Source organism: Serratia sp. TSA_7 (assembly GCF_052692135.1).
Genome location: NZ_JBQZFU010000003.1, coordinates 335775 through 357320, shown reverse-complemented (window position 1 = coordinate 357320; position 21546 = coordinate 335775). Strand labels below are relative to the sequence as shown.

Sequence of the window (21546 nt, the reverse complement as noted above, 5' to 3'; positions counted from 1 at the left end):
GAGGAATGATGCGCAGGCAATAAGTCTCACCGTGCGTTTATCTGCTTCAGGCAATATAGAAGAGATAATGCTATATTATTAGCCCTTATAATTTGCAATCTTGGTTAAGTTGAACTTAACAAACTATGAGTAATATTCTAAAACGCATGGCTATTTTTTCTAAAGTTGTCGATTGCGGCGCGTTCAGCATGGCAGCCAAAGAATTAGGCATTACCACCTCGGCCGTCAGCCAGCATATCCGCCAGCTGGAAAACGAACTGGGCATTCAATTACTTTTGCGCTCTACTCGCTCACTGAGCCTGACAGAGGCCGGACAATGTTTTTATGAGGATTGCGTGCTGATGATCCATGCCGCCGAGCGGGGTCAACAGCGTATTGCCGCGCTGCGCGGCGAACTGGCCGGTGAACTGCGCGTCGCCACCTCCACGGAATTCGCCACCCATTATCTGGTGCCGGCGTTGCAAAGCTTTCTGGATGAACATCCGCGCATCACGCTGCGGCTGGAAATCCATGACGAGAAAATCGACCTGATAGGCCAACGGATAGATCTGGCGATCCGCGGCGGCGTGCTGGCCGACTCCAGCTACGTCTCCACCCGCCTGGCGCGCTTTCGCGAAGTGTTGTGCGCCTCCCCGGCCTACCTTGCCGACCACGGCGTGCCGGAGTCTCCACAGGCCTTAACCCGCCATCAATGGGTCACCTTCACCCCTTTGGGAAACCCGCAGTTTGTTCGGCTGAACCACGCGAATGGCGATGAGCACCGGTTGCGCATGACCGGGCGTCTATTTACCAATAACGGCATGGCGATGAAAGAATTGGCGCTGGCCGGCAAGGGGATTATCCGTAATTTCTTCGTCAATGTTGAACGTGAATTACGCAGCGGTGATTTAGTGGAAGTGTTGCCTGAATGGCGATTACCGGAGATTAATTGCTATGCGATTATGCCTCGCCGTGACAGCCAACCATTAAAGGTTCGCCGTTTACTGGAACATATGAAAATCCATTTAAAAGAAAAAGAACAAAATTCCGTAGACCAGTTACGCACTTAATTAAATAAGAAGTATCTGTAACACCAATTACTTTAGTTTTTTAACTTTTCAGCCGATTGCTGACCAGCACCAGAGCGTTATTTTTAGATTGCAGCCTAATGATATTATCCTTAATAACTTTATTTTCGCCAATATAATCATTCCTGCAGGGTTAATTCAAATAGTCAGAACGAACTTGGCTTTAAGTAACAGAAAATTTGAATCAGCCCTTCTCAATTTTGCTATTTATCCCGCAACTTATCCCCAAAATGCAAAACGGGGAGCCATAGCTCCCCGTGGTAACACTTTTGCCAAAAAGCTTATTCGACCTGTCTGATATCAACACGCAGCTCTTTCGGCACTTCAAATACGATATTCTCTTCACGGCCGCTGACTTCATGCACATCCACACCGCCCATCGTTCTCAGGCGGCTGATGACATCCTGGACCAACACGTCCGGCGCCGACGCTCCGGCGGTCACGCCGATGTTGCGGGCGTTTTTCAGCCAGGCTTCCTGAATATCCGCCGCAGAGTCGATCAGGTACGCCGGCTTGCCAACGCGCTGAGCCAGCTCGGCCAGACGGTTGGAGTTGGACGAGTTTTTCGACCCGACCACCAGCACCACGTCCGCGTCGCCGGCCAGATTGCGTACCGCTTCCTGCCGGTTGGTGGTGGCGTAGCAGATGTCGTCTTTGCGCGGCCCGATAATGCTCGGGAAACGCTGGCGCAGGGCGTCGATCACTTCTGAGGTGTCATCCACCGACAGCGTGGTCTGCGTCATAAAGCACAGGTTGCTTTCGTCCTTCACCTGCAGTTTCCACACGTCTTCCGGCGATTCCACCAGATACATGCCGCCCTTCGGGTTGCTGTACTGGCCCATGGTGCCTTCCACTTCCGGATGGCCGGCATGGCCAATCAGGATTGCCTCGGTGCCCCGGCGGCTGGCTCGCGCCACCTCCATGTGCACCTTGGTCACCAACGGGCAGGTAGCATCAAACAGCATGGTCAGATCACGGGCTTTGGCTTCTGCCCGCACCGCCTGGGAAACCCCGTGCGCCGAGAAGATCAGAATCGACCCGTCCGGCACTTCGGCAATCTCTTCGATGAACACGGCCCCGCGTTCGCGCAGGCTGTCCACCACGTAGCGGTTATGCACCACTTCGTGACGCACGTAGATAGGCGCGCCGTAAATCTCCAGCGCGCGCTCAACGATACTGATCGCACGATCAACCCCGGCGCAAAAGCCGCGTGGGTTAGCCAGCAATATTTGCATGCGTCTCCTCCTGCTGCGGGTCAATCTCCAGCACTTCGATATCGAAGCTCACAGGATGGCCCGCCAGTGGATGGTTGAAATCAACGGTAATCGACTCTTCCGCCACTTCACGCACCACACCCGGCATTTCGCTGCCGTCGATGGCGGTAAACAGCATGATGGTGCCCACGTCCGGCACCCCGGTTTCCGCGAAATCACGGTGTGAGAAGAACTGGACCAGATCCGGATTCTCTGCGCCGAACGCCGCTTCCGGCTGCAGGGTAAAGGCGCATTTATCGCCCGCACGCAGGCCGAGCAGTCGCTCTTCCAGCGGTGCCGACAGGCTGCCGTCACCCAGGCGGAACAACGCCGGTTTGCCGTTACCGCGGGTCGACTCTGCGGTTGAACCGTCTTCCAGTTTCAGTGTGAAGTGAACCAGCACTGCGCTGCCACCGTTAACCTGAGCCGTCATATTACTCACCTTTACTCTTTGCGCCTTTGCTCGCCGGCGACAGGAAGCCTTCCAGCACAATCATCGCCGCCCCCACGCAGATAAAGCTATCCGCCAGGTTGAAGGTCGGGTAGTGCCAGTTGCCCACATAAAAATCGATAAAATCGACCACGAAGCCGTGCCAAAGACGATCAAACAGGTTGCCTAGCGCACCGCCAATGATAAAAGCATAGGCGATATTGTTCAGCTTCTGCTGCGCCTGACTGCGGTACATCATCACCAGCAGCACCGCCACGATGGCGACAGCGATACCGGCGAAGAACCAGCGCTGCCAGCCGCCGTGATCGGCGAGGAAGCTGAATGCGGCACCGTAATTGCGCGCATAGAACAGATTGAACGACGGGATCAACGGCTGGGACTGGCCCAGCACGAAGTTACCGAGGATCCACTGCTTGCTGGCAAAATCCAGCACCAGCACCACTACCATCACCCATAGCCAACGCAGGCCGGTCGAACAGATTGGTTTACTCATCAGGCACTTGTTCTCAGGCGTAGTTACGCTTTTCGCCGTCGCCGGCTACGTTGATCACACAGCGGCCACAGATGTCTGCGTGGTCCGCCACCAGGCCGATGTCAGTGGTGTAATGCCAGCAGCGCGGGCACTTCTCGCCTTCTGCAGTACTGAAGGCAATCTTCAGACCTTTCACCAGTTCCGACGCCTGCGCATCCGCCGGCGCATCGGCCAGAGGCGCAACGCGCGCCGCCGAGGTGAGCAGCACGAAGCGCAATTCGTCTTGCAGGCTATTGAGACGCTCAGCCAGCTCGCTGTCGGCATACAGCGTGACCGCCGCTTCCAGAGAACCGCCAAGGCGCTTATCGGCCCGCGCTTGTTCCAGCACCTTGTTCACTTCGCCACGCACTTTCAGCAGTTCGGCCCAGAAGGCATCGTTCATGCTTTCGCCTTCGGCCAGACCGAACAGGCCGTCGTACCACTCTTCAGTGAACACGTACTGCGCGCGCTTGCCCGGCAGGAAGCCCCAGATTTCATCGGCAGTGAACGACATGATCGGCGCCATCCAGCGTACCAGCGCTTCCGCGATGTGGAACAGCGCGGTCTGGCAACTGCGGCGGGCGATGCTGTCGCTCTTCGCGGTGTACTGACGATCCTTGATGATATCCAGATAGAAGGAGCCCATCTCGACCGAACAGAACTGCATCAGACGCTGCACCACTTCATGGAAATCGTAGTTGGCGTAAGCCTGCTCGATATCCTGCTGCGCCGCCAGCGCACGGCCGACCGCCCAGCGATCCAGCACCACCATTTCTTCCGGTGCCACGCAGTCGGTGCTCGGCTCGAACCCGTTCAGGTTAGCCAGCAGGAAGCGCGCGGTGTTGCGGATACGGCGGTAAGAATCGGCGGAGCGTTTCAGGATTTCATCGGAAACCGCAATCTCGCCGGTGTAGTCGGTAGACGCCACCCACAGACGCAGAATGTCGCCACCCAGCTTGTTCATCACGTCCTGCGGACTGACGGTGTTGCCGATCGACTTGGACATCTTGCGGCCCTGACCGTCAACGGTGAAACCGTGAGTCAGCACTTCTTTATAAGGCGCTTTGCCCTTCATGGCGGTAGAAATCATCAGTGATGACATGAACCAGCCGCGATGCTGATCGGAACCTTCCAGATACATGTCGGCGCCGTGGCCGTTGAACTCAGGGCGCACGTCCACGACCGAAGAGTGGGTCGAACCTGAGTCGAACCACACGTCCAGGGTATCGGGCACTTTCATGTAGTCGGCAGCGTCAGCGCCGAGAATATCGGCCGCGTCCAAATCCCACCAGGCCTGAATGCCGTCCTGCTCAACGCGTTTCGCCACTTCTTCTATCAGCTCTACGCTGCGCGGGTGCAACTGCTCAGTGTCTTTGTGCACAAACAGCGACATCGGCACGCCCCAGGTACGCTGACGCGAAATGCACCAGTCCGGGCGGTTGGCGACCATGGTTTCGATACGTGCCTGGCCCCATTCAGGGATCCATTGCACGCCTTTGATCTCTTCCAGCGACTGCTGACGCAGGCCTTTCTGATCCATGCTGATGAACCATTGCGGGGTAGCGCGGAAGATGATCGGCGTTTTGTGGCGCCAGCAGCAAGGATAGCTGTGAACCAGTTTTTCCACGTGCAGCAGTGCGCCTTTCTCACGCAACAGCTCAACGATCAGATCGTTGGCCTTGAACACGAACTTGCCGTCCAGCAGCGGATAGGTGCCGGTCAGGTAGCAGCCGTTCGGCCCTACCGGGTTGGCCACTTCCAGGCCGTATTTCTGGCCGATCACGAAGTCGTCCGGGCCGTGGCCAGGCGCGGTATGCACCGCACCGGTACCGGCGTCCAGCGTGACGTGATCGCCGAGGATTGCCGGCACGTCGAAGCCCATGAACGGGTGTTCGAAGCGCAACAGCTCCAGATCGGCGCCCTTACAGCTGCCCAGCACGGTCCACGCGCTGATGCCGGCGCGTTTCATCACGCTCTCGACCAATTCGGCCGCCAGGATCAGGCACTGGCCTTCAACCTGTACCAGCTGATAAGCAAACTCCGGGTGCAGCGAGATAGCGCGGTTAGCCGGCAATGTCCACGGCGTCGTGGTCCAGATCACCAGAGAAACCGGGCCGTTAAAGTGGGTCACGCCAAATTTGGCCGCCACGGCAGCCGCGTCAACCGCGTGGAAAGCCACATCGATTGACGGCGAAGTTTTGTCGTAATACTCAACTTCCGCTTCCGCCAGCGAAGAGCCGCAATCGGTACACCAGTGCACCGGCTTGGCGCCTTTCAGCAGGTGACCGTTGCTGATGATTTTGCCCAGCGCGCGGATGATGTTGGCTTCGGTTTTGAAGTCCATGGTCAGGTACGGGTGATCCCAGTCGCCCAGTACGCCCAGACGGATGAAGTCTTTCTTCTGGCCTTCAACCTGCTCAGCGGCGTACTCACGGCATTTCTGACGGAATTCCGCCGGCGTAAGTTTCTCGCCCGGCTTACCGTACAGCTGCTCTACTTTCAGTTCGATCGGCAGACCATGGCAGTCCCAACCCGGAATATAAGGCGAGTCGAAACCGGACATCCCTTTAGACTTGATAATAATGTCTTTGAGAATCTTGTTAACCGAGTGACCAATGTGAATGCTGCCGTTCGCATACGGAGGGCCGTCATGCAAAATGAAGGATTTTTTGCCCTTTTTGGCAGTACGAATCATCCCGTACAGATCCTGTTCATACCAACGTTGCAGCATGCCAGGTTCACGCTTGGCGAGATCGCCGCGCATCGGGAACCCTGTTTCCGGCAAGTTCAGGGTATTCTTGTAGTCACTCATTAGATTCTCGGTTCCGTTTTCGGCTATAGAGATTAAACCGGTGTCTGTAGCCCGAAGAACTTCCGGGCCGTCACCACATCATTGGCGATTTGCTGCTTCAGCGCATCGAGCGAAGCAAAACGCTGTTCATTGCGCAATTTCGCGCGGAGCACCACGTCAATATGGCGCCCGTAAAGATCCATTGTGACATCCAGCAGATGGACTTCCAGCTGCTGTCGCACGCCGGCAACGGTCGGGCGCGTGCCGATATTGGCCACGCCAGGGAGCGGTTCAGGGCCCAGACCATAAACATCCACCGCATAAACCCCTTTCACCGGCGCAACCAGGCGCTTCAGCGGCAGGTTGGCGGTTGGGAAGCCAATGGTGCGGCCCAGTTCATCGCCGTGCACCACCCGGCCAGAAATGCTGTACGGATGGCCCAGCAGCGTTTCCGCCTGCGCCAGGTCATCATCGCGCAGCGCATTGCGAATGGCCGTGCTGCTGATACGCTGATCGCCTTCGCGGAAGGTCGGCGTACTGATCACCTCAAAGCCGTATTCTTCTCCGGCTTTTTGCAATAACGGAAAATCGCCCTGACGGGCTGCGCCAAAGCGAAAATCATCCCCGACCATCAGGAATTTCACGCCAAGCTTTTCCACCAGCAGTTCGGCGACGAACGCCTGGGCGGTATTGGCGGCGAAACGCGGATCAAACTTGACGCACAGCAGGTAATCTACCCCCGCCTGTGCCAGGTATTTGGCCTTGTCACGCAAACGCGTGAGCCGGGCCGGCGCCTTGTCCGCTGCAAACATTTCCAGCGGCTGTGGCTCAAAGATCATGACCATCACGGGCAACCCCAGACGCTGCCCTTCTTGCTTCAGCTGCTCCAGCAACGCCTGGTGACCGCGGTGTACGCCGTCGAAGTTGCCGATGGTGAGCACGCAACCATGGTGACGTGCCCGGATATTGTGAACGCCGCGAATTAGCTGCATAGCTGGCTCAAAACAGTGGAAATCGCCGGATTATACCTTGTACAGCGGTTAAGGTTAACCCGCGATTGGTGCCTTTATGTAATAGACATACCATACCGGAGATAATCTGCAGGTGAAACGCCCAGACCGCAGTTTATCCGGTGCTATAAACGCGATTACCGACTACAGCCAATGGCTTGCGACCAAGGCGACAAATCATTGGCGAATTTTCTCGCGAAAGACTGTATTCCCATGACCGAAGCTGGTAAAATCCTGCGCCATCACAACGTAGCAAGTGCCGCCCGTACAAACGGCGCTTATTTGCACAAATTCATTGACAAACGCAGGCCAAAAGGGCATATTCCTCGGCCTTCGAATTGTCCTCAATAGAATATATTTGGGAGTTGGACCTTGGCTAATATCAAATCAGCTAAGAAACGCGCCGTACAGTCTGAGAAACGCCGCAAGCACAACGCTAGTGGTCGTTCAATGATGCGTACCTACATCAAGAAAGTAGAAGCGGCAATCGTAGCTGGCGACAAAGAAGTAGCACAAAACGCATTCAACGTAATGCAACCAATCGTGGACCGCAAGGCTGCTAAAGGTCTGATCCACAAAAATAAAGCAGCACGTCATAAGTCAAACTTGTCGGCGCGCATCAACGCAATGCAATAAGCATCGTGTTGTCTGCTTGATAAAAAAAACCGGCTCAGGCCGGTTTTTTTACGTCCGCAATACCCGTTCTAGTAAGCAAACAGCGCCGAGAAATCCTTGTTGCACACCCTTTGTACCGCCGGATGCTGGATCATTCGCTCGGCAAAGATGATGTAGTACTCCTCCTGCACGCTATCTATACGCCCAATCTCCACCACGTCATCATCGTTATAAGTGTCCTGCGCATACAGAGTCGGCGCAACGAAGATCGCGTTGTGGTACATGCCAAATGTCTTCATCAGTGCAGCATCATCAAACTCGCCCAGAATCTCCACCTGGATACCCTGGGTGTTAAACCAGTTGAGCAGTTTACGCCCCAGCATCGAACGGCGGCCGGGGATCAACAGCTTGCGCTGCTCCAGACAAGCAGGGAACGGCAGGTCCGGCGCCGGCTGGCGGCAGAAGAAGCTAATGCCGCACTCGCCCAGCTTGAGCGAAAACAACCCTTCCTGCTGGCTGGAATCCACCGGGCAGTCTGACAGGATCATATCCAGTTTGTGCTGGCTGAGCTGTTCCAACAGCATCTCATGCGTTGATTCAAAGCAACGCAGGTGGATTTGCTCGTTGTCCACCACCACCGCCGTTTCCAGAACCTGACTCACCAGACGTTTTGAAAGCGCATCCGCCACCCCCACGTCGAACAGCAGATTCGATTCTTTGCGATAGTTGACGATATCCAGCATTTCCTGGCTGAGCATAAACATCTTGTCAGCATAACGGAAAACCAGCTGCCCCAGCTCTGAAGGCACCAGCCCACGCCCCTGACGCTTGAACAGCTTGCCGTCCAAACGTTCTTCCAGCGCCTTGATCTGGCCGGTAATGGTCTGCGGCGTCAGAAACAACGCTTCGGCGGCACCGACCACCGAACCTTCTTTGCAGACCTGCCAGAAGTAGTAAAGGTGATTAAAGTTGATATGCGACATCCTCACGAGGTGCTCTCCTTAACGTTTCGCATCGGCAAAAGGCCTACCGTGATGAGCGATTAATGTCCTTGTAATGTTTCAGACAACCTGTTGCTGCATTCGTCCTAAACAGAATGGTCGAAGTTGAACATATTTTATACTGAACAACTCCGACCAGCTATTGTAGTGTGTCCCCATCAACAGGGGATCCCCTAAAGGAGTTATCTGACTCGAGGTAACGACAGACGCAACAGACCGTATCCCACTACCGCCGCGGTGGTGGAACCCATCAGGATACCCAGCCGCGAGTAGGTGCTTAATGCAACATCCGCATCGCCAAAAGCCAGCGAAGCGATGAAGATCGACATGGTGAAACCAATACCACAGAGCACAGAAACAGCAAACACCTGTTTGAAACCAATTCCTTCAGGCAGACGGGCAATCCCCAGCTTCACGGCGAGCAGGCTAAAAGTGAAGATACCCAAGGGTTTACCGATAAACAGCCCCGCGGTAATCCCCATTGGCAACAGCGAAGTCAGCCCGCTCAGCGACACGCCCTGCAATGAAACACCGGCGTTGGCAAAGGCAAACAGCGGCAGTATCAGGAACGCCACCCAGGGGTGCAGCCCATGCTCCAGCGTCTCTGACGGCGACGGCCCTTTTTTCACATGCAGCGGTATCATAAAGCCGACGATCACCCCAGCCAGCGTCGCATGCACCCCGGACTTGAGGATCGCCACCCACAACACCAGGCCGACAAACATATAGAGCGAGGTTTTCCCCACGCCACGCCAGTTCATCAACGCCAGCACGGCAATGGAAGCCGCAGCCACGCCCAGTGCCGCCATCGACACTTCATGGGTATAGAACAGCGCGATAATCACGATCACGCCCAGGTCGTCGATAATCGCCAGCGCCAACAGGAACACCTTCAGGCTGGTGGGAACGCGGTTCCCCAACAGCGCCATAACCCCAAGGGCGAACGCAATGTCGGTAGCCGCCGGGATTGCCCAGCCCTGACGGGTGACCTCATCCGCGCCGTTGAACATCAAATAAATCAGCGCCGGCGCCAGCATACCGCCCAACGCGGCGATCGCCGGAAATACCGCCTTGTCACGCCCGGCCAATGAGCCTTCCATCAACTCACGCTTAACTTCCAGCCCGACCACCAGGAAAAAGATCGCCATCAGGCCGTCGTTAATCCACAGCAACAAGGGTTTGCCAACCTCCAGCGAGGAGATTTTCACCATGACAGGTAAATCGAGAAAAGCGTGATAAATCCCCTGAGCCGGAGTGTTGGCCATGATCAACGCGATAATCGCGGCCACAATCAGGATAATGCCGCCCGCGGCTTCCTGACGTAAAAACTGACGAATAATGTTGGTCACAATACGTCTCTCCACAGCATTGCGGGGCAGAAAAAACGTCCCGCGGACAAAGTAATGGAATGAGTATAGACGCCGTTTAAGCTCGAAAAAACACGTTTATAAATGCTATTAACATCGTAAAAACCGAGCAATTAACGATGTAAGTCACATTCTAATGAGGGGACGTTGGGATCCGAAAATCAATAAAAAACCCCGGATTCGACGCCGGGGTTTTACGCATTACGCTAACGCAAACAGTAGGTTAACGAGTCAGGTCGTCAAAAAACTTTTTCACGCCGTCGAAGAAGGTCTTCGAACGCGGGCTGTTTTTGTCGCCGGATGGGCCGCCAAGGCTCTCTTCCAGCTCTTTCAACAACTGCTTCTGCTTGTCGTTAAGGTTAACCGGGGTCTCCACCACCACGCGGCACAGCAGGTCGCCCTGGCTGCCACCACGCACAGATTTGACGCCCTTGCCGCGCATGCGGAACAGTTTGCCGGTCTGGGTTTCCGCAGGTACCTTCAGCTTCACGCGGCCATCCAGCGTCGGCACTTCAATCTCGCCGCCCAATGCTGCCATCGCGAAGTTAATCGGCACTTCACAGTACAGGTTATTGCCTTCACGCTCGAAGATCGGGTGCGCTTTCACCTGAACCTGAACGTACAAATCCCCCGCCGGTGCACCATGCTCACCCGCTTCACCTTCACCCGCCAGGCGGATGCGGTCGCCGGTATCTACGCCGGCCGGGATTTTCACCGACAGCGTTTTGGCTTTCTCTACCCGGCCGTGGCCGTGGCAGCTGTTGCAAGGATCTTTGATGATCTGACCGCGGCCATGACAGTGCGGACAGGCCTGCTGCACGGTAAAGAAGCCCTGGCGCATTTGCACCTGGCCCTGACCATGACAGGTCGGACAGGTCACCGGCGAACTGCCGGGCTTCGCGCCGCTGCCGTGACAAACGCCACACTCTTCCAGCGTCGGGATGCGGATCTCTTTGGTAACGCCACGAACCGCTTCCTCGAGGGAGAGCTCCATGTTGTAGCGCAGATCGGAACCGCGGCTGGCGCGTTGACGGCGGCCACCACCGAAGATGTCGCCGAATACGTCGCCAAAGATATCGCTGAAGTCGGCGCCGCCGCCGCCAAACCCGCCACCACCACCCATACCGCCCTGTTCAAAGGCGGCATGGCCGTACTGATCGTAGGCCGCGCGTTTTTGAGCGTCGGTCAGGACCTCGTAGGCTTCCTTAACCTCTTTAAATTGGGCTTCGGCGTCTTTCTCCTGGTTGCGGTCAGGATGGTATTTCATCGCCAGGCGTTTATACGCCTTTTTTATCTCACGCTCTTCCGCCGTCTTGGAGACGCCGAGAATCTCGTAATAGTCTTTCTTCGCCATTATTTCTCTTACCCTTAACATGCGTGCACGGGCGTAGAGTTGCCTCGACGCCCGTGCTGGTTTCCAGTAACGGCCTGACGGCCGTTACGTGCCCGCTTAAGGGCGATTATTTCTTGTCTTTAACTTCTTCGAACTCAGCGTCAACCACGTCGTCGTCTTTCTGCGCCGCGTTGTCAGCACCGGCATCAGCGCCTTGCTGAGCCTGCTGCGCCTGAGCCATTTCCAGCAGCTTGCCGGAAACCTGCACCAGCGCCTGGGTCTTGGCTTCGATCTCGGCTTTGTCTTCGCCTTTAACCGCCACTTCCAGATCTTTCAGCGCCGCTTCGATAGCCGTTTTGTCTTCCGCCGGCAGTTTGTCGCCTGCTTCTTCCAACTGCTTACGGGTGCCGTGGATCAGGTGATCGGCCTGGTTACGGGTCTGCACCAGCTCTTCGAACTTACGGTCAGCTTCGGCGTTCAGTTCGGCATCACGCACCATTTTCTGGATTTCTTCTTCGTTCAGACCGGAAGAAGCCTTGATGGTGATTTTCTGCTCACGGCCGGTATTCTTGTCTTTGGCAGACACGTGCAAAATACCGTCGGCGTCGATGTCGAAGGTCACTTCGATCTGCGCCATACCGCGTGGAGCAGCCTGGATGCCGTCCAGGTTGAACTGGCCCAGCGACTTGTTATCGTTAGCGCGTTTACGCTCACCCTGCAGCACATGGATGGTTACCGCAGACTGGTTGTCTTCAGCGGTAGAGAACACCTGGCTGTGCTTGGTCGGGATGGTGGTGTTTTTGGTGATCAGCGGAGTCATCACGCTGCCCATGGTTTCGATACCCAGCGACAGCGGGGTAACGTCCAGCAGCAGAACGTCCTTCACATCACCGGCCAACACGCCGCCCTGTACCGCAGCACCCACCGCAACGGCTTCGTCTGGGTTAACGTCTTTACGCGGTTCTTTACCGAAGAAATCAGCGACTTTCTTCTGAACCATTGGCATACGGGTCTGGCCGCCCACCAGGATCACGTCCTGAATGTCGGAAACCGACAGGCCTGCGTCTTTCAGCGCAACTTTCAGTGGCTCGATGGAACGAGCAACCAGATCTTCAACCAGCGACTCGAGTTTGGCGCGGGTCACTTTGATGTTCATGTGTTTCGGGCCGCTCGCGTCTGCCGTGATGTACGGCAGGTTGACGTCGGTCTGCTGAGCGGAAGACAGCTCAATCTTCGCTTTCTCTGCGGCTTCTTTCAGACGCTGCATTGCCAGCGGATCTTTACGCAGATCCATGCCCTGTTCTTTCTTGAACTCTTCAACCAGATAGTTGATCAGACGGCTGTCGAAGTCTTCGCCACCCAGGTGGGTATCACCGTTGGTTGCCAGAACTTCGAAGGTTTTTTCGCCGTCGACGTCGTCGATTTCGATAATGGAAATATCGAAAGTACCGCCGCCCAGGTCATAAACCGCGATGGTGCGGTTGCCGACTTCTTTGTCCAGGCCGTAGGCCAGGGCTGCAGCCGTCGGTTCGTTGATGATGCGTTTTACTTCCAGACCTGCGATGCGGCCGGCGTCTTTGGTCGCCTGACGCTGTGCGTCGTTGAAGTAGGCAGGTACGGTGATAACCGCTTCAGTTACCGGTTCACCCAGGTAATCTTCCGCCGTTTTCTTCATTTTCTTCAGCACTTCAGCAGAAATCTGCGGAGGCGCGATTTTCTGGCCTTTCACTTCGATCCAGGCGTCGCCGTTATCTGCGGCCACGATTTGGTACGGCATGATGTCTTTATCACGCTGTGCTTCTTCGTCCTGGAAACGACGGCCAATCAGGCGCTTGATCGCAAACAGGGTATTTTGTGGGTTAGTCACAGCCTGACGCTTAGCCGGCTGACCAACCAGAATCTCACCGTCTTGGGTGTAGGCGATAATAGAAGGAGTTGTGCGGTCGCCCTCGGCGTTTTCCAGCACGCGCGCCTTACCACCATCCATAATTGCTACGCAGGAGTTGGTAGTCCCCAGGTCGATACCAATAATTTTGCCCATCTAAACGTCTCCACTAATAAATTCATAATCGGTCAGGTTGCTAACCTATATGCGGGCGATTTTTTGCTTTTCAACTGCCCGCTATCTCAGTCTTTCCCGCGGTCAGCAACTGCGGTTGCAAATAAGATGGGGCCATCCCACTCAGCATCAAGGGGCAAGGTGAAAAAAATTTCTTTTTTATCGTCACTCAGATCATTGTTTCCTGCTCAGGGGATCATTATGATGCCGCGCGCTCTGATGGAAGTTACGGTTTTTTCGGCCATTCAGACCATTTATGAATTTACTTAGCTATTTCCGTTAATTTTCTGTTATCGCAGAGGACATATGCACACCAACAAGTTGGCAAATCCCGGCCCTCTCGGCCTGATGGGCTTCGGGATGACCACCGTCTTGCTGAACCTGCACAACGCGGGCTTTTTCCCACTGACTTCCGTCATCATCAGCATGGGGATTTTCTTCGGTGGCCTGGCCCAGATTATGGCCGGCCTGCTGGAATACAAGAAGGGCAACACCTTCGGCATGACCGCCTTTATCTCTTACGGCAGCTTCTGGCTGAGCCTGGTCGGCATTCTGCTGCTGCCACGCATGGGCCTGGCCGAACCGACCGACGCTACCGTGCTGGGCATTTACCTGGCGCTGTGGGGCGTTTTCACCCTGTTCATGTTCTTCGGCACGCTGTGCGCCAATCGTGCGTTGCAATTCATCTTTGCCAGCCTGACGCTGCTGTTCGCCCTGTTGGCGATTGGCAACATCACCGGCAACCACGCGCTGCTGACCTTTGCCGGTTATGAAGGGGTGATCTGCGGCGCCAGCGCCATTTACCTGGCCATGGCGGAAGTGCTCAACGAGCAGTTTGGCCGTACGGTGCTGCCGATTGGCGCAGTGACTGCCAAAGGTGCGGAGCCTGTTCCGGCGACGGCGTAATTGCCTTTGGCCTGAAACAAAAAACCCTGCGTCGCAGGGTTTTTTTTTAGCTGTAGGAACCGGCGCGTTGCACCTTGGTTTCGCTGTTTAAATCGCGGTGCAGATAGATGCCCAGCAGCAGCCCGATACCGGACAACGCCAGCACGTAGTAAGCGGGGGCTAACGGGGTTAACTTCATGATCAACGTGACAAATATTGGGGTTAAACCACCAAAAATAGCGTATGCGACATTGTATGAGAACGAAATCCCGGTAAACCGTACTTCTGCCGGGAAGGCCCGCACCATCACGTAAGGCACCGCACCCACTACCCCCACGCTGAAGCCTACCAGGGCATAGCAAGCAAACAGCATTTCCGGGTGCACGCCCACCGTCTGATAGAACAGCCAGCTGCAACCGGCCAGCAATAAACTGCCGACGATAAAGGTTTTGCTGGCGCCAAAGCGATCCGCCGACAGCCCGGCGGCAATGCAGCCGGCAATCAGCATAATGGTGGCGATGCTGTTGGCCTGCAGCGACAGCGCCGGGGCGATGCCAAACTGTTTTTGCAGGTAGGTTGGCGTCATCAGAATGACCACCACGATACCCGCGGACAGCAACCAGGTGAGCAGCATAGACACCGCCACTTCCTTGCGATGATTAAGCACTACGGATTTTAGCGGCAGCTCCTTGGCCAGCGCTTTGCGCGCCTGCATCTCGATGAAGATGGGCGTTTCCTGCAGCCAGCGGCGCAAATACATCGCCACCAGCCCGAAGATGCCACCAAGCAAGAACGGGATACGCCAGCCGCCGTCGAGAATGGTCTGTTGGCTCAAGGTGGTGTTGATCACCGTCGCGACCAGCGACCCCAGAAGGATGCCGACGGTCAGGCCGGCGGTCAATGTGCCACAGGCGAAGCCGATACGGCGGCGCGGCACATGCTCGGCGACAAATACCCAGGCGCCCGGCACTTCACCGCCAATCGCCGCCCCTTGCAACACGCGCATCAACAACAGTAACAACGGTGCGGCAATGCCGATATTGGCGTAAGTGGGCAACAGGCCCATCGCCAGCGTCGGTAACGCCATCAACAGAATGCTCAGGCTGAACATTTTTTTGCGACCAACCCGATCGCCGAAATGCGCCATCACGATGCCGCCCAGCGGCCGGGCCAGATAACCGGCGGCGAAGATACCGAAGGTCTGCACCTGTCGCAGCCATTCCGGCATGTCCGCCGGGAAAAACAGCTCGCCCATCACCGCGGCAAAGAAGACGAAAATGATGAAGTCATAAAACTCCAACGCACCGCCGAGGGCAGCCAACGTCAGAGTTTTGTAGTCTTGCCGGTTTAACCGGCGATTATTGTCGTGAGGCATAGGGTACCGTCGGAAAAGGCTGTAGAAATAAAAGCCGCAGGCTTTCTGTAAACGAATTCTTACTATAGCGGCAAATTATTTTCACACCAGACGGACTGAAGCTAATCTCACAGATCGCTGAAATTTAGAGGTTTATCTCGCGGCGTGCGTTCTTCGGGCGAAATGCTGCTACCACCGCCGCCTGCGTTTCCACATAAGGCCCTTCGAGCAATTGGATGCAATAAGGCACGCTGGCGAAAATGCCGTGCACCACCGTCTTGCCCTGCTCATCCTTCACCCCTTCCAGCGTTTCCTTGATCGACTTCGGCTGCCCCGGCAGGTTGATGATCAACGCCTGTTTGCGGATCGCCCCGACCTGGCGTGAAAGAATTGCCGTTGGCACATAGTGTAGGCTGATTTGGCGCATTTGCTCGCCGAAGCCGGGCATCACGCGATCGGCTATCGCCAGGGTGGCGTCAGGCGTCACATCGCGCCGTGCCGGGCCGGTACCGCCGGTGGTCAGCACCAGGTGGCAGCCCATTTCATCCACCAGCTCGCACAGAGTCTGTTCGATAAGCGTCTGCTCATCGGGGATCAGACGGGTTTCCAGTTTAAAGGGCGAGACGAGTGCGGCGGTCAGCCACTCTTCCAATGCCGGAATGCCCTTATCCTGGTAAACACCGCCGGAAGCGCGGTCGGAAACAGAAACCAAACCAATACGTAATATGTCCATGCGTAACCTCTACAGCCTGATGGGTTCACTTCCCATCCTGTTATTAATCCTGAGAGTATAAAGTGTCTGGCCCACCGCCGGGCGCGGCGAGCATAAAAAAAGGCGGCCTGAGCCACCTTTTTCGCGCTGATTGCGGTAATTACAGCAGATCGGCGATCATTTTTTCCAGCTTGCCCTGGTCTACGGCAAACTTGCGGATACCGTCGGTCAGTTTCTCAACCGCCATTGGATCCTGGTTGTGCTGCCAGTAGAACTCAGGCTCGGTCAGCGCAGCAGGGCGCGCTTTTACTTCACCGGTATAAGCCAGTTTACGTTCCAGTGCGCCTTCGCTCTCTGCCAGTTCTTTCAGCAGCGCAGGGGCGATGGTCAGACGGTCACAGCCGGCCAGTTCGATGATTTCACCCACGTTACGGAAGCTGGCGCCCATCACCACGGTGTTGTAACCGTGCTCTTTGTAATACTGGTAGATCTCGGTAACGGAAACCACGCCCGGATCTTCGTTTGGCGCGAACTCTTTCTTGTCGCCATTGGCTTTGTACCAGTCGAGGATACGGCCAACGAACGGAGAAATCAGGAACACGCCGGCTTCAGCGCAGGCGCGCGCCTGAGCGAAGGAGAACAGCAGCGTCAGGTTACAGTTGATGCCTTCTTTTTCCAGCTGCTCCGCTGCGCGGATGCCCTGCCAGGTAGAAGCCAGTTTGATCAGGATGCGATCGTTGCTGATGCCGGCATCGTTGTACAGTTTGATCAGGCGCTTGGCCTTGGCAACGCTGGCGACGGTGTCGTAGGACAGGCGTGCGTCCACTTCCGTGGAGATGCGGCCCGGAACCAGTTTAAGGATTTCCAGACCAATGTTGACGGCCAGCTTGTCGGCGGCATCGGCGATCTGCTGTTCGCGATCGCTGCTCTGCTCGCGCGCCCAGGCAATGGCTTCGTCAATCAGTTTACGGTATTCAGGAATTTGAGCTGCATTGAGGATCAGCGAAGGATTGGTTGTGGCGTCTTGCGGTTGATACAGCTTCATTGCCGCGATATCGCCCGTGTCCGCAACCACAGTAGTGAGCTGGCGCAGGGAAGTTAATTTATCGGTCATGTTGGCATTATCTCATCGTTTGTGCATGAACTTTTGGCATCGTTCAACCATGCCCTGCCCTGATAATAACATGCGCAAGGCCCGGTGCAAGGCTGGAAAATCGCGGCCAGACGGCGTTGATTTTTTCCTTGGGCGAGCAACCGTTTACGCAGATATCTTTCGTCATTCCCGAGCTAATGAAAAGGCAATAACGTGCTATCGATGAAATGAATTATGTTAAATTCTCGCCCAATGAGGCGAGAGATCCTGAGCCTTGAGACAAATCTCAATTCATCTGAACCCGGCTGATTTCAGCTAAGCTATTGTAAAAACTGACTCAATGTATTTTCACCCGCGGTGGATGCTGCGCGGTGTGCGGTAAATTTCATCAAGGAGGGATCCGTGACGGACCTGATAGATTTTATAAACACTGTTTTGTGGGATTCGGTACTGATTTATTTGCTGCTGGGTACGGGCATTTATTTCACCCTGCGCACCCGCTTTATTCAGGTCCGCCATTTCAGCCACATGTTCTCGGTGCTGAAGCACAGCAACAAAAGCGACAGCGCAGGCATCTCCTCTTTTCAGGCGCTGTGTACCACCCTGGCGGCACGCGTCGGAACCGGTAACCTGACCGGCGTGGCGATAGCCCTCACTGCCGGCGGCCCGGGGGCGATCTTCTGGATGTGGGTGGTGGCGTTTATCGGCATGTCCACCTCGTTCGTCGAAAGCAGTCTCGCCCAGCTCTACAAAACCAAAGACGATCAGGGCAACTACCGCGGTGGCCCGGCCTACTATATGGAAAAGGGCCTGGGCATGCGCTGGATGGGCGTGCTGTTCTCCCTTTTCCTGATCATCGCCTTCGGCTTGGTGTTTAATGCCGTCCAGGCCAACTCCATCGCCCGGGCTTCCGCTGTCGCTTTCAACGTGAAGCCGCTGCACGTGGGGATCGGCCTGGTGTTGCTGAGCGGCATCGTGATCTTCGGTGGCATCCGTTCCGTCGCGCGCGTGGCCGAACGGGTGGTGCCGCTGATGGCCGGCGCTTATCTGCTGCTGGCTTTCTGGGTCATTGGCCACAATATTGAGCAGATGTCGACGATCCTAACGCTGGTGCTCAAGAGTGCCTTCGGGCTGCAGGAAGCGGCGGCCGGTGCCGTCGGCTATGGCATTTCGCAAGCGATGGCCCAGGGCGTTCAGCGCGGTCTGTTCTCCAATGAGGCCGGTATGGGCTCCGCGCCCAATGCGGCGGCCTCCGCGTCACCTTACCCGCCGCATCCCGCCTCGCAGGGCTATGTGCAGATGTTCGGGGTCTTCATCGATACTGTCGTTATCTGCAGCGCCACCGCCGCGATAATTCTCTCGTCCGGGGTGCTGGATCAGCCGGTATCCAGCGTCAGCGGCATCGATATGACCCAACGGGCGCTGTCCTCCGCCGTCGGCAGTTGGGGCGCGCCGTTTGTCGCCATCGCCATTTTCTTTTTCGCTTTCACCTCGATCATTGCCAACTATGCCTACGCCGAGAGCAATCTGGTGTTCCTTGAGCATAACCACCCGGCCGGGTTGACGATTTTCCGCTGCGCGGCACTGGGCATGGTGATGTTTGGCGCGCTGGCCGAACTGCCGGTGGTATGGAAAATGGCCGACACCTCGATGGCGCTGATGGCGATCACCAACCTGACGGCGATCCTGCTGCTGTCGCGCGTGGCGCTGAGGCTGGCCAACGACTACCACCGCCAGCGCAAGCTGGGGCAATTGCCCACTTTCGACGTGAAGCGTTTCCCCGAGCTGAAATCCCAGCTTGAACCGGGCGTGTGGGATAAAGGTTAACCTTTTACGGGCGCGTCTCGCCTATCAGACCCATTGCCCCTTTTTCTCGCGCTTTTTGCTACAGTATCCGCTCTTGGATAAACAGGATCTGGCCATGCTCGTTATTATTTCACCTGCAAAAACCCTTGATTACGAAAGCCCGCTGGCGACAGAACGCTTCACGCAGCCCGAATTGCTGGACAAGTCGAAGCAACTGATCAAAATCTGCCGCGAGCTGACGCCGGCGCAAATCTCCAGCCTGATGGGCATCAGCGATAAACTGGCCGGCCTGAATGCCGCTCGCTTCAGCGACTGGCAGCCTAAATTCACCCCAGACACCGCCCGCCAGGCGTTATTGGCTTTTAAAGGCGATGTGTATACCGGCCTGCAGGCGCAGGACTTCAGCGAAGAGGACTTTGATTTCGCCCAGCAGCACCTGCGGATGCTGTCTGGCTTATATGGCGTGCTGCGCCCGCTCGATCTGATGATGCCTTACCGGCTGGAGATGGGCATCAGGCTGGAGAATCCCAAGGGCAAGGACTTGTACAGTTTCTGGGGCGAGCAGATCACCAAAAAGTTGAACGATGCGCTGGAACAACAGGGTGACGACGTGGTGGTCAATCTGGCTTCCGACGAGTACTTCAAGTCGGTGAAACCGGCCAAACTGCACGGCACGCTAATCAAACCGGTATTTCTCGACGAGAAGAACGGCAAATATAAGGTGATCAGTTTCTACGCCAAAAAAGCGCGTGGGTTGATGAGCCGCTTTATCATCAAAAATCGCCTGACGCAGCGCGAGCAATTGGTGGATTTCAACCTGGAAGGCTATGTCTTTGACGAAGCCGGTTCCCAGGGCAATGAACTGGTGTTCAAACGCCCCGAACAGTAAAAAGAACGCAAAAAAAAGCCGTCGCAATGACGGCTTTCGTTTTTAGGCTGGGCGGTTTCAGGCCGGCAGAGCCATCAGGAATTTACGCAACTCGGCGAAACCGGCCGGCAGGCTGTGGGACAGCAGCGGCAAATCGGCACGCAGCGCCAGCGCCTTCGGCAGCGGCAGCTCCTGGCCGAGGATCTCTTCTACGCTCTCTTTGAACTTGGCCGGATGCGCGGTGCCGAGGAACAAACCAAACTCCCCTTCCCGCAGTTGATCGCGCAGAGCGCGGTAAGCGATCGCGGCATGCGGTTCTGAGAGATACCCCAATTGCGCCAGTTCCCGCATGGTGTCCCTGGTGGTTTCATCGCTCACCGTAGCGTGGCCCAGATCTTTCAACTGCCAGATTTTACGGCGGAACAGCTCTTCCACCCGCGGCCAGTTGTTCGGCTGGCTGACGTCCATCGCATTCGACAGCGTCGCGACCGTAGCGTGCGGCTGCCACTGACCGTTGGTCAGGAAGCGCGGCACGGTGTCGTTGGCATTGGTGGCAGCGATAAAACGCTTCACCGGCAGGCCCAGCGACTTGGCCAGCAGACCGGCGGTCAGATCGCCGAAGTTGCCGCTTGGCACCGAGATCACCAGTTGATTGCGCGCTTCCTGCGGCAATTGCGCCACCGCTTCGAAGTAGTAGCAAATCTGCGCCAGCAGGCGGCTGATATTGATGGAGTTTGCCGAGTTCAGGTGCAGCGCCTCTTTCAGCTCCTGATCGTCAAAAGCCTGTTTCACCAGCGCCTGGCAAGCATCGAAGTCACCGTCGATCGCCACGGTGTGGATATTGCCGCCCAGGGTGCAGAACAGTTTTTCCTGCAGCGGGCTGATTTTGCCCTGCGGATACAAGATGACCACGCGGACGTTCTTCAGGCCGTAGAAAGCGTGCGCCACGGCGGCGCCGGTATCGCCGGAGGTCGCCGTCAGGATAGTCACCGGCTGATCGCCCGCCACTTCCGCCAGCATCTGTGCCATAAAGCGGCCACCGAAGTCTTTGAATGCCAGCGTCGGGCCGTGGAACAGCTCCAGACAGGCAATGTCGTCTTCTACTGGCGCAACCGGCGCCGGGAATTCAAACGCCGCCGCCACGCGCTTATGCAGCGCCTCTTCCGACACTTCATCGCCGATAAACGCCGACAGGATGCGGGTGCTGCGGGTGACAAAGTCCTGCTCCAGCAGGTGATCGATTTCGGTCAGTTCGAACTCCGGCAGATCCAGCGGGAAAAACAGCCCTTGCTGTTTGCCCAGGCCCTGTTTGATCGCCTGTGCGAAGCTGACCTGCTCGTTGTGATCCTTAAGGTTGTACAGTTTCATGC

18 protein-coding genes are annotated in these 21546 nt (G+C 56.2%); 5 read left to right on the top strand and 13 right to left on the bottom strand.

Features of this window, described 5'->3' with window-relative positions; all coding sequences use genetic code 11:
• Window positions 1-125 precede the first annotated feature (125 nt).
• Complete coding sequence (locus ACUTQW_RS14025; RefSeq protein ID WP_006323552.1) at window positions 126-1049, top strand: LysR family transcriptional regulator; 924 nt, start codon at window positions 126-128, stop codon at window positions 1047-1049.
• A gap of 299 nt (window positions 1050-1348) precedes the next feature.
• Here the strand turns inward: ACUTQW_RS14025 and ispH are convergent, their stop codons facing one another.
• From ispH to ribF, 5 genes are read right to left on the bottom strand one after another with little or no spacing between them, the layout of a single operon-like run.
• Window positions 1349-2302, bottom strand: a complete 954-nt coding sequence (gene ispH, locus ACUTQW_RS14020; protein ID WP_006323551.1) for a 4-hydroxy-3-methylbut-2-enyl diphosphate reductase — start codon at window positions 2300-2302, stop codon at window positions 1349-1351.
• Window positions 2283-2753 carry an FKBP-type peptidyl-prolyl cis-trans isomerase gene (gene fkpB / locus ACUTQW_RS14015; protein WP_235196043.1) on the bottom strand — a complete coding sequence of 157 codons (471 nt, stop codon included), beginning with the start codon at window positions 2751-2753 and terminating at the stop codon, window positions 2283-2285. The genes ispH and fkpB overlap by 20 nt, the downstream gene beginning before the upstream one ends.
• A 1-nt stretch (window position 2754) precedes the next feature.
• Entirely contained in the window at window positions 2755-3264 is a 510-nt protein-coding gene (gene lspA, locus ACUTQW_RS14010) for a signal peptidase II (RefSeq protein WP_004950035.1), read from the bottom strand.
• 13 nt (window positions 3265-3277) lie between these two features.
• Window positions 3278-6094 carry an isoleucine--tRNA ligase gene (ileS, locus tag ACUTQW_RS14005; protein ID WP_006323548.1) on the bottom strand — a complete coding sequence of 939 codons (2817 nt, stop codon included), beginning with the start codon at window positions 6092-6094 and terminating at the stop codon, window positions 3278-3280.
• A gap of 32 nt (window positions 6095-6126) precedes the next feature.
• Window positions 6127-7065, bottom strand: coding sequence for a bifunctional riboflavin kinase/FAD synthetase (gene ribF / locus ACUTQW_RS14000; protein ID WP_004950032.1), 939 nt, complete (start codon window positions 7063-7065; stop codon window positions 6127-6129).
• Window positions 7066-7455: 390 nt separating this feature from the next.
• On the opposite strand from ribF, the gene rpsT reads away from it, so the two are divergent.
• Window positions 7456-7719 (top strand): 30S ribosomal protein S20, encoded by a 264-nt coding sequence (rpsT, locus tag ACUTQW_RS13995; RefSeq protein ID WP_006317535.1) that lies wholly within the window; start codon window positions 7456-7458, stop codon window positions 7717-7719.
• A gap of 68 nt (window positions 7720-7787) precedes the next feature.
• Here rpsT and nhaR read toward each other — a convergent pair whose 3' ends face one another.
• The 4 genes from nhaR to dnaK form a co-directional block, all read right to left on the bottom strand.
• Entirely contained in the window at window positions 7788-8687 is a 900-nt protein-coding gene (nhaR, locus tag ACUTQW_RS13990) for a transcriptional activator NhaR (RefSeq protein WP_004950031.1), read from the bottom strand.
• A 194-nt stretch (window positions 8688-8881) separates the two neighbouring features.
• Window positions 8882-10048 carry a Na+/H+ antiporter NhaA gene (gene nhaA, locus ACUTQW_RS13985; RefSeq protein ID WP_006323544.1) on the bottom strand — a complete coding sequence of 389 codons (1167 nt, stop codon included), beginning with the start codon at window positions 10046-10048 and terminating at the stop codon, window positions 8882-8884.
• 241 nt (window positions 10049-10289) lie between these two features.
• On the bottom strand, window positions 10290-11420 hold the full coding sequence (gene dnaJ / locus ACUTQW_RS13980) for a molecular chaperone DnaJ (protein ID WP_006323543.1): 1131 nt from the start codon (window positions 11418-11420) through the stop codon (window positions 10290-10292).
• A gap of 106 nt (window positions 11421-11526) precedes the next feature.
• A complete protein-coding gene (dnaK, locus tag ACUTQW_RS13975) occupies window positions 11527-13440 on the bottom strand; it encodes a molecular chaperone DnaK (RefSeq protein WP_004950026.1) in 1914 nt (637 codons plus the stop codon).
• 324 nt (window positions 13441-13764) lie between these two features.
• Between dnaK and satP the strand changes: the two genes are divergently transcribed.
• The gene (satP, locus tag ACUTQW_RS13970) at window positions 13765-14364 is read left to right on the top strand and encodes an acetate uptake transporter (protein ID WP_006323541.1); all 600 of its coding nucleotides are present in this window, start codon (window positions 13765-13767) and stop codon (window positions 14362-14364) included.
• Window positions 14365-14410: 46 nt separating this feature from the next.
• Here satP and ACUTQW_RS13965 read toward each other — a convergent pair whose 3' ends face one another.
• The 3 genes from ACUTQW_RS13965 to tal all read right to left on the bottom strand — a co-directional run bounded on the left by ACUTQW_RS13965 (window position 14411) and on the right by tal (window position 17523).
• Window positions 14411-15718, bottom strand: a complete 1308-nt coding sequence (locus ACUTQW_RS13965) for an MFS transporter (protein ID WP_004950009.1) — start codon at window positions 15716-15718, stop codon at window positions 14411-14413.
• A 124-nt stretch (window positions 15719-15842) separates the two neighbouring features.
• Entirely contained in the window at window positions 15843-16430 is a 588-nt protein-coding gene (mog, locus tag ACUTQW_RS13960; RefSeq protein ID WP_004950007.1) for a molybdopterin adenylyltransferase, read from the bottom strand.
• A gap of 139 nt (window positions 16431-16569) precedes the next feature.
• The gene (gene tal / locus ACUTQW_RS13955) at window positions 16570-17523 is read right to left on the bottom strand and encodes a transaldolase (protein ID WP_004950006.1); all 954 of its coding nucleotides are present in this window, start codon (window positions 17521-17523) and stop codon (window positions 16570-16572) included.
• A 381-nt stretch (window positions 17524-17904) separates the two neighbouring features.
• On the opposite strand from tal, the gene ACUTQW_RS13950 reads away from it, so the two are divergent.
• On the top strand, window positions 17905-19329 hold the full coding sequence (locus ACUTQW_RS13950; RefSeq protein WP_006323539.1) for an alanine/glycine:cation symporter family protein: 1425 nt from the start codon (window positions 17905-17907) through the stop codon (window positions 19327-19329).
• 94 nt (window positions 19330-19423) lie between these two features.
• A complete protein-coding gene (yaaA, locus tag ACUTQW_RS13945; RefSeq protein ID WP_006323534.1) occupies window positions 19424-20197 on the top strand; it encodes a peroxide stress protein YaaA in 774 nt (257 codons plus the stop codon).
• 57 nt (window positions 20198-20254) lie between these two features.
• Here yaaA and thrC read toward each other — a convergent pair whose 3' ends face one another.
• Window positions 20255-21544 (bottom strand): threonine synthase, encoded by a 1290-nt coding sequence (thrC, locus tag ACUTQW_RS13940; protein WP_004949999.1) that lies wholly within the window; start codon window positions 21542-21544, stop codon window positions 20255-20257.
• Between the last annotated feature and the right edge of the window lie 2 nt (window positions 21545-21546).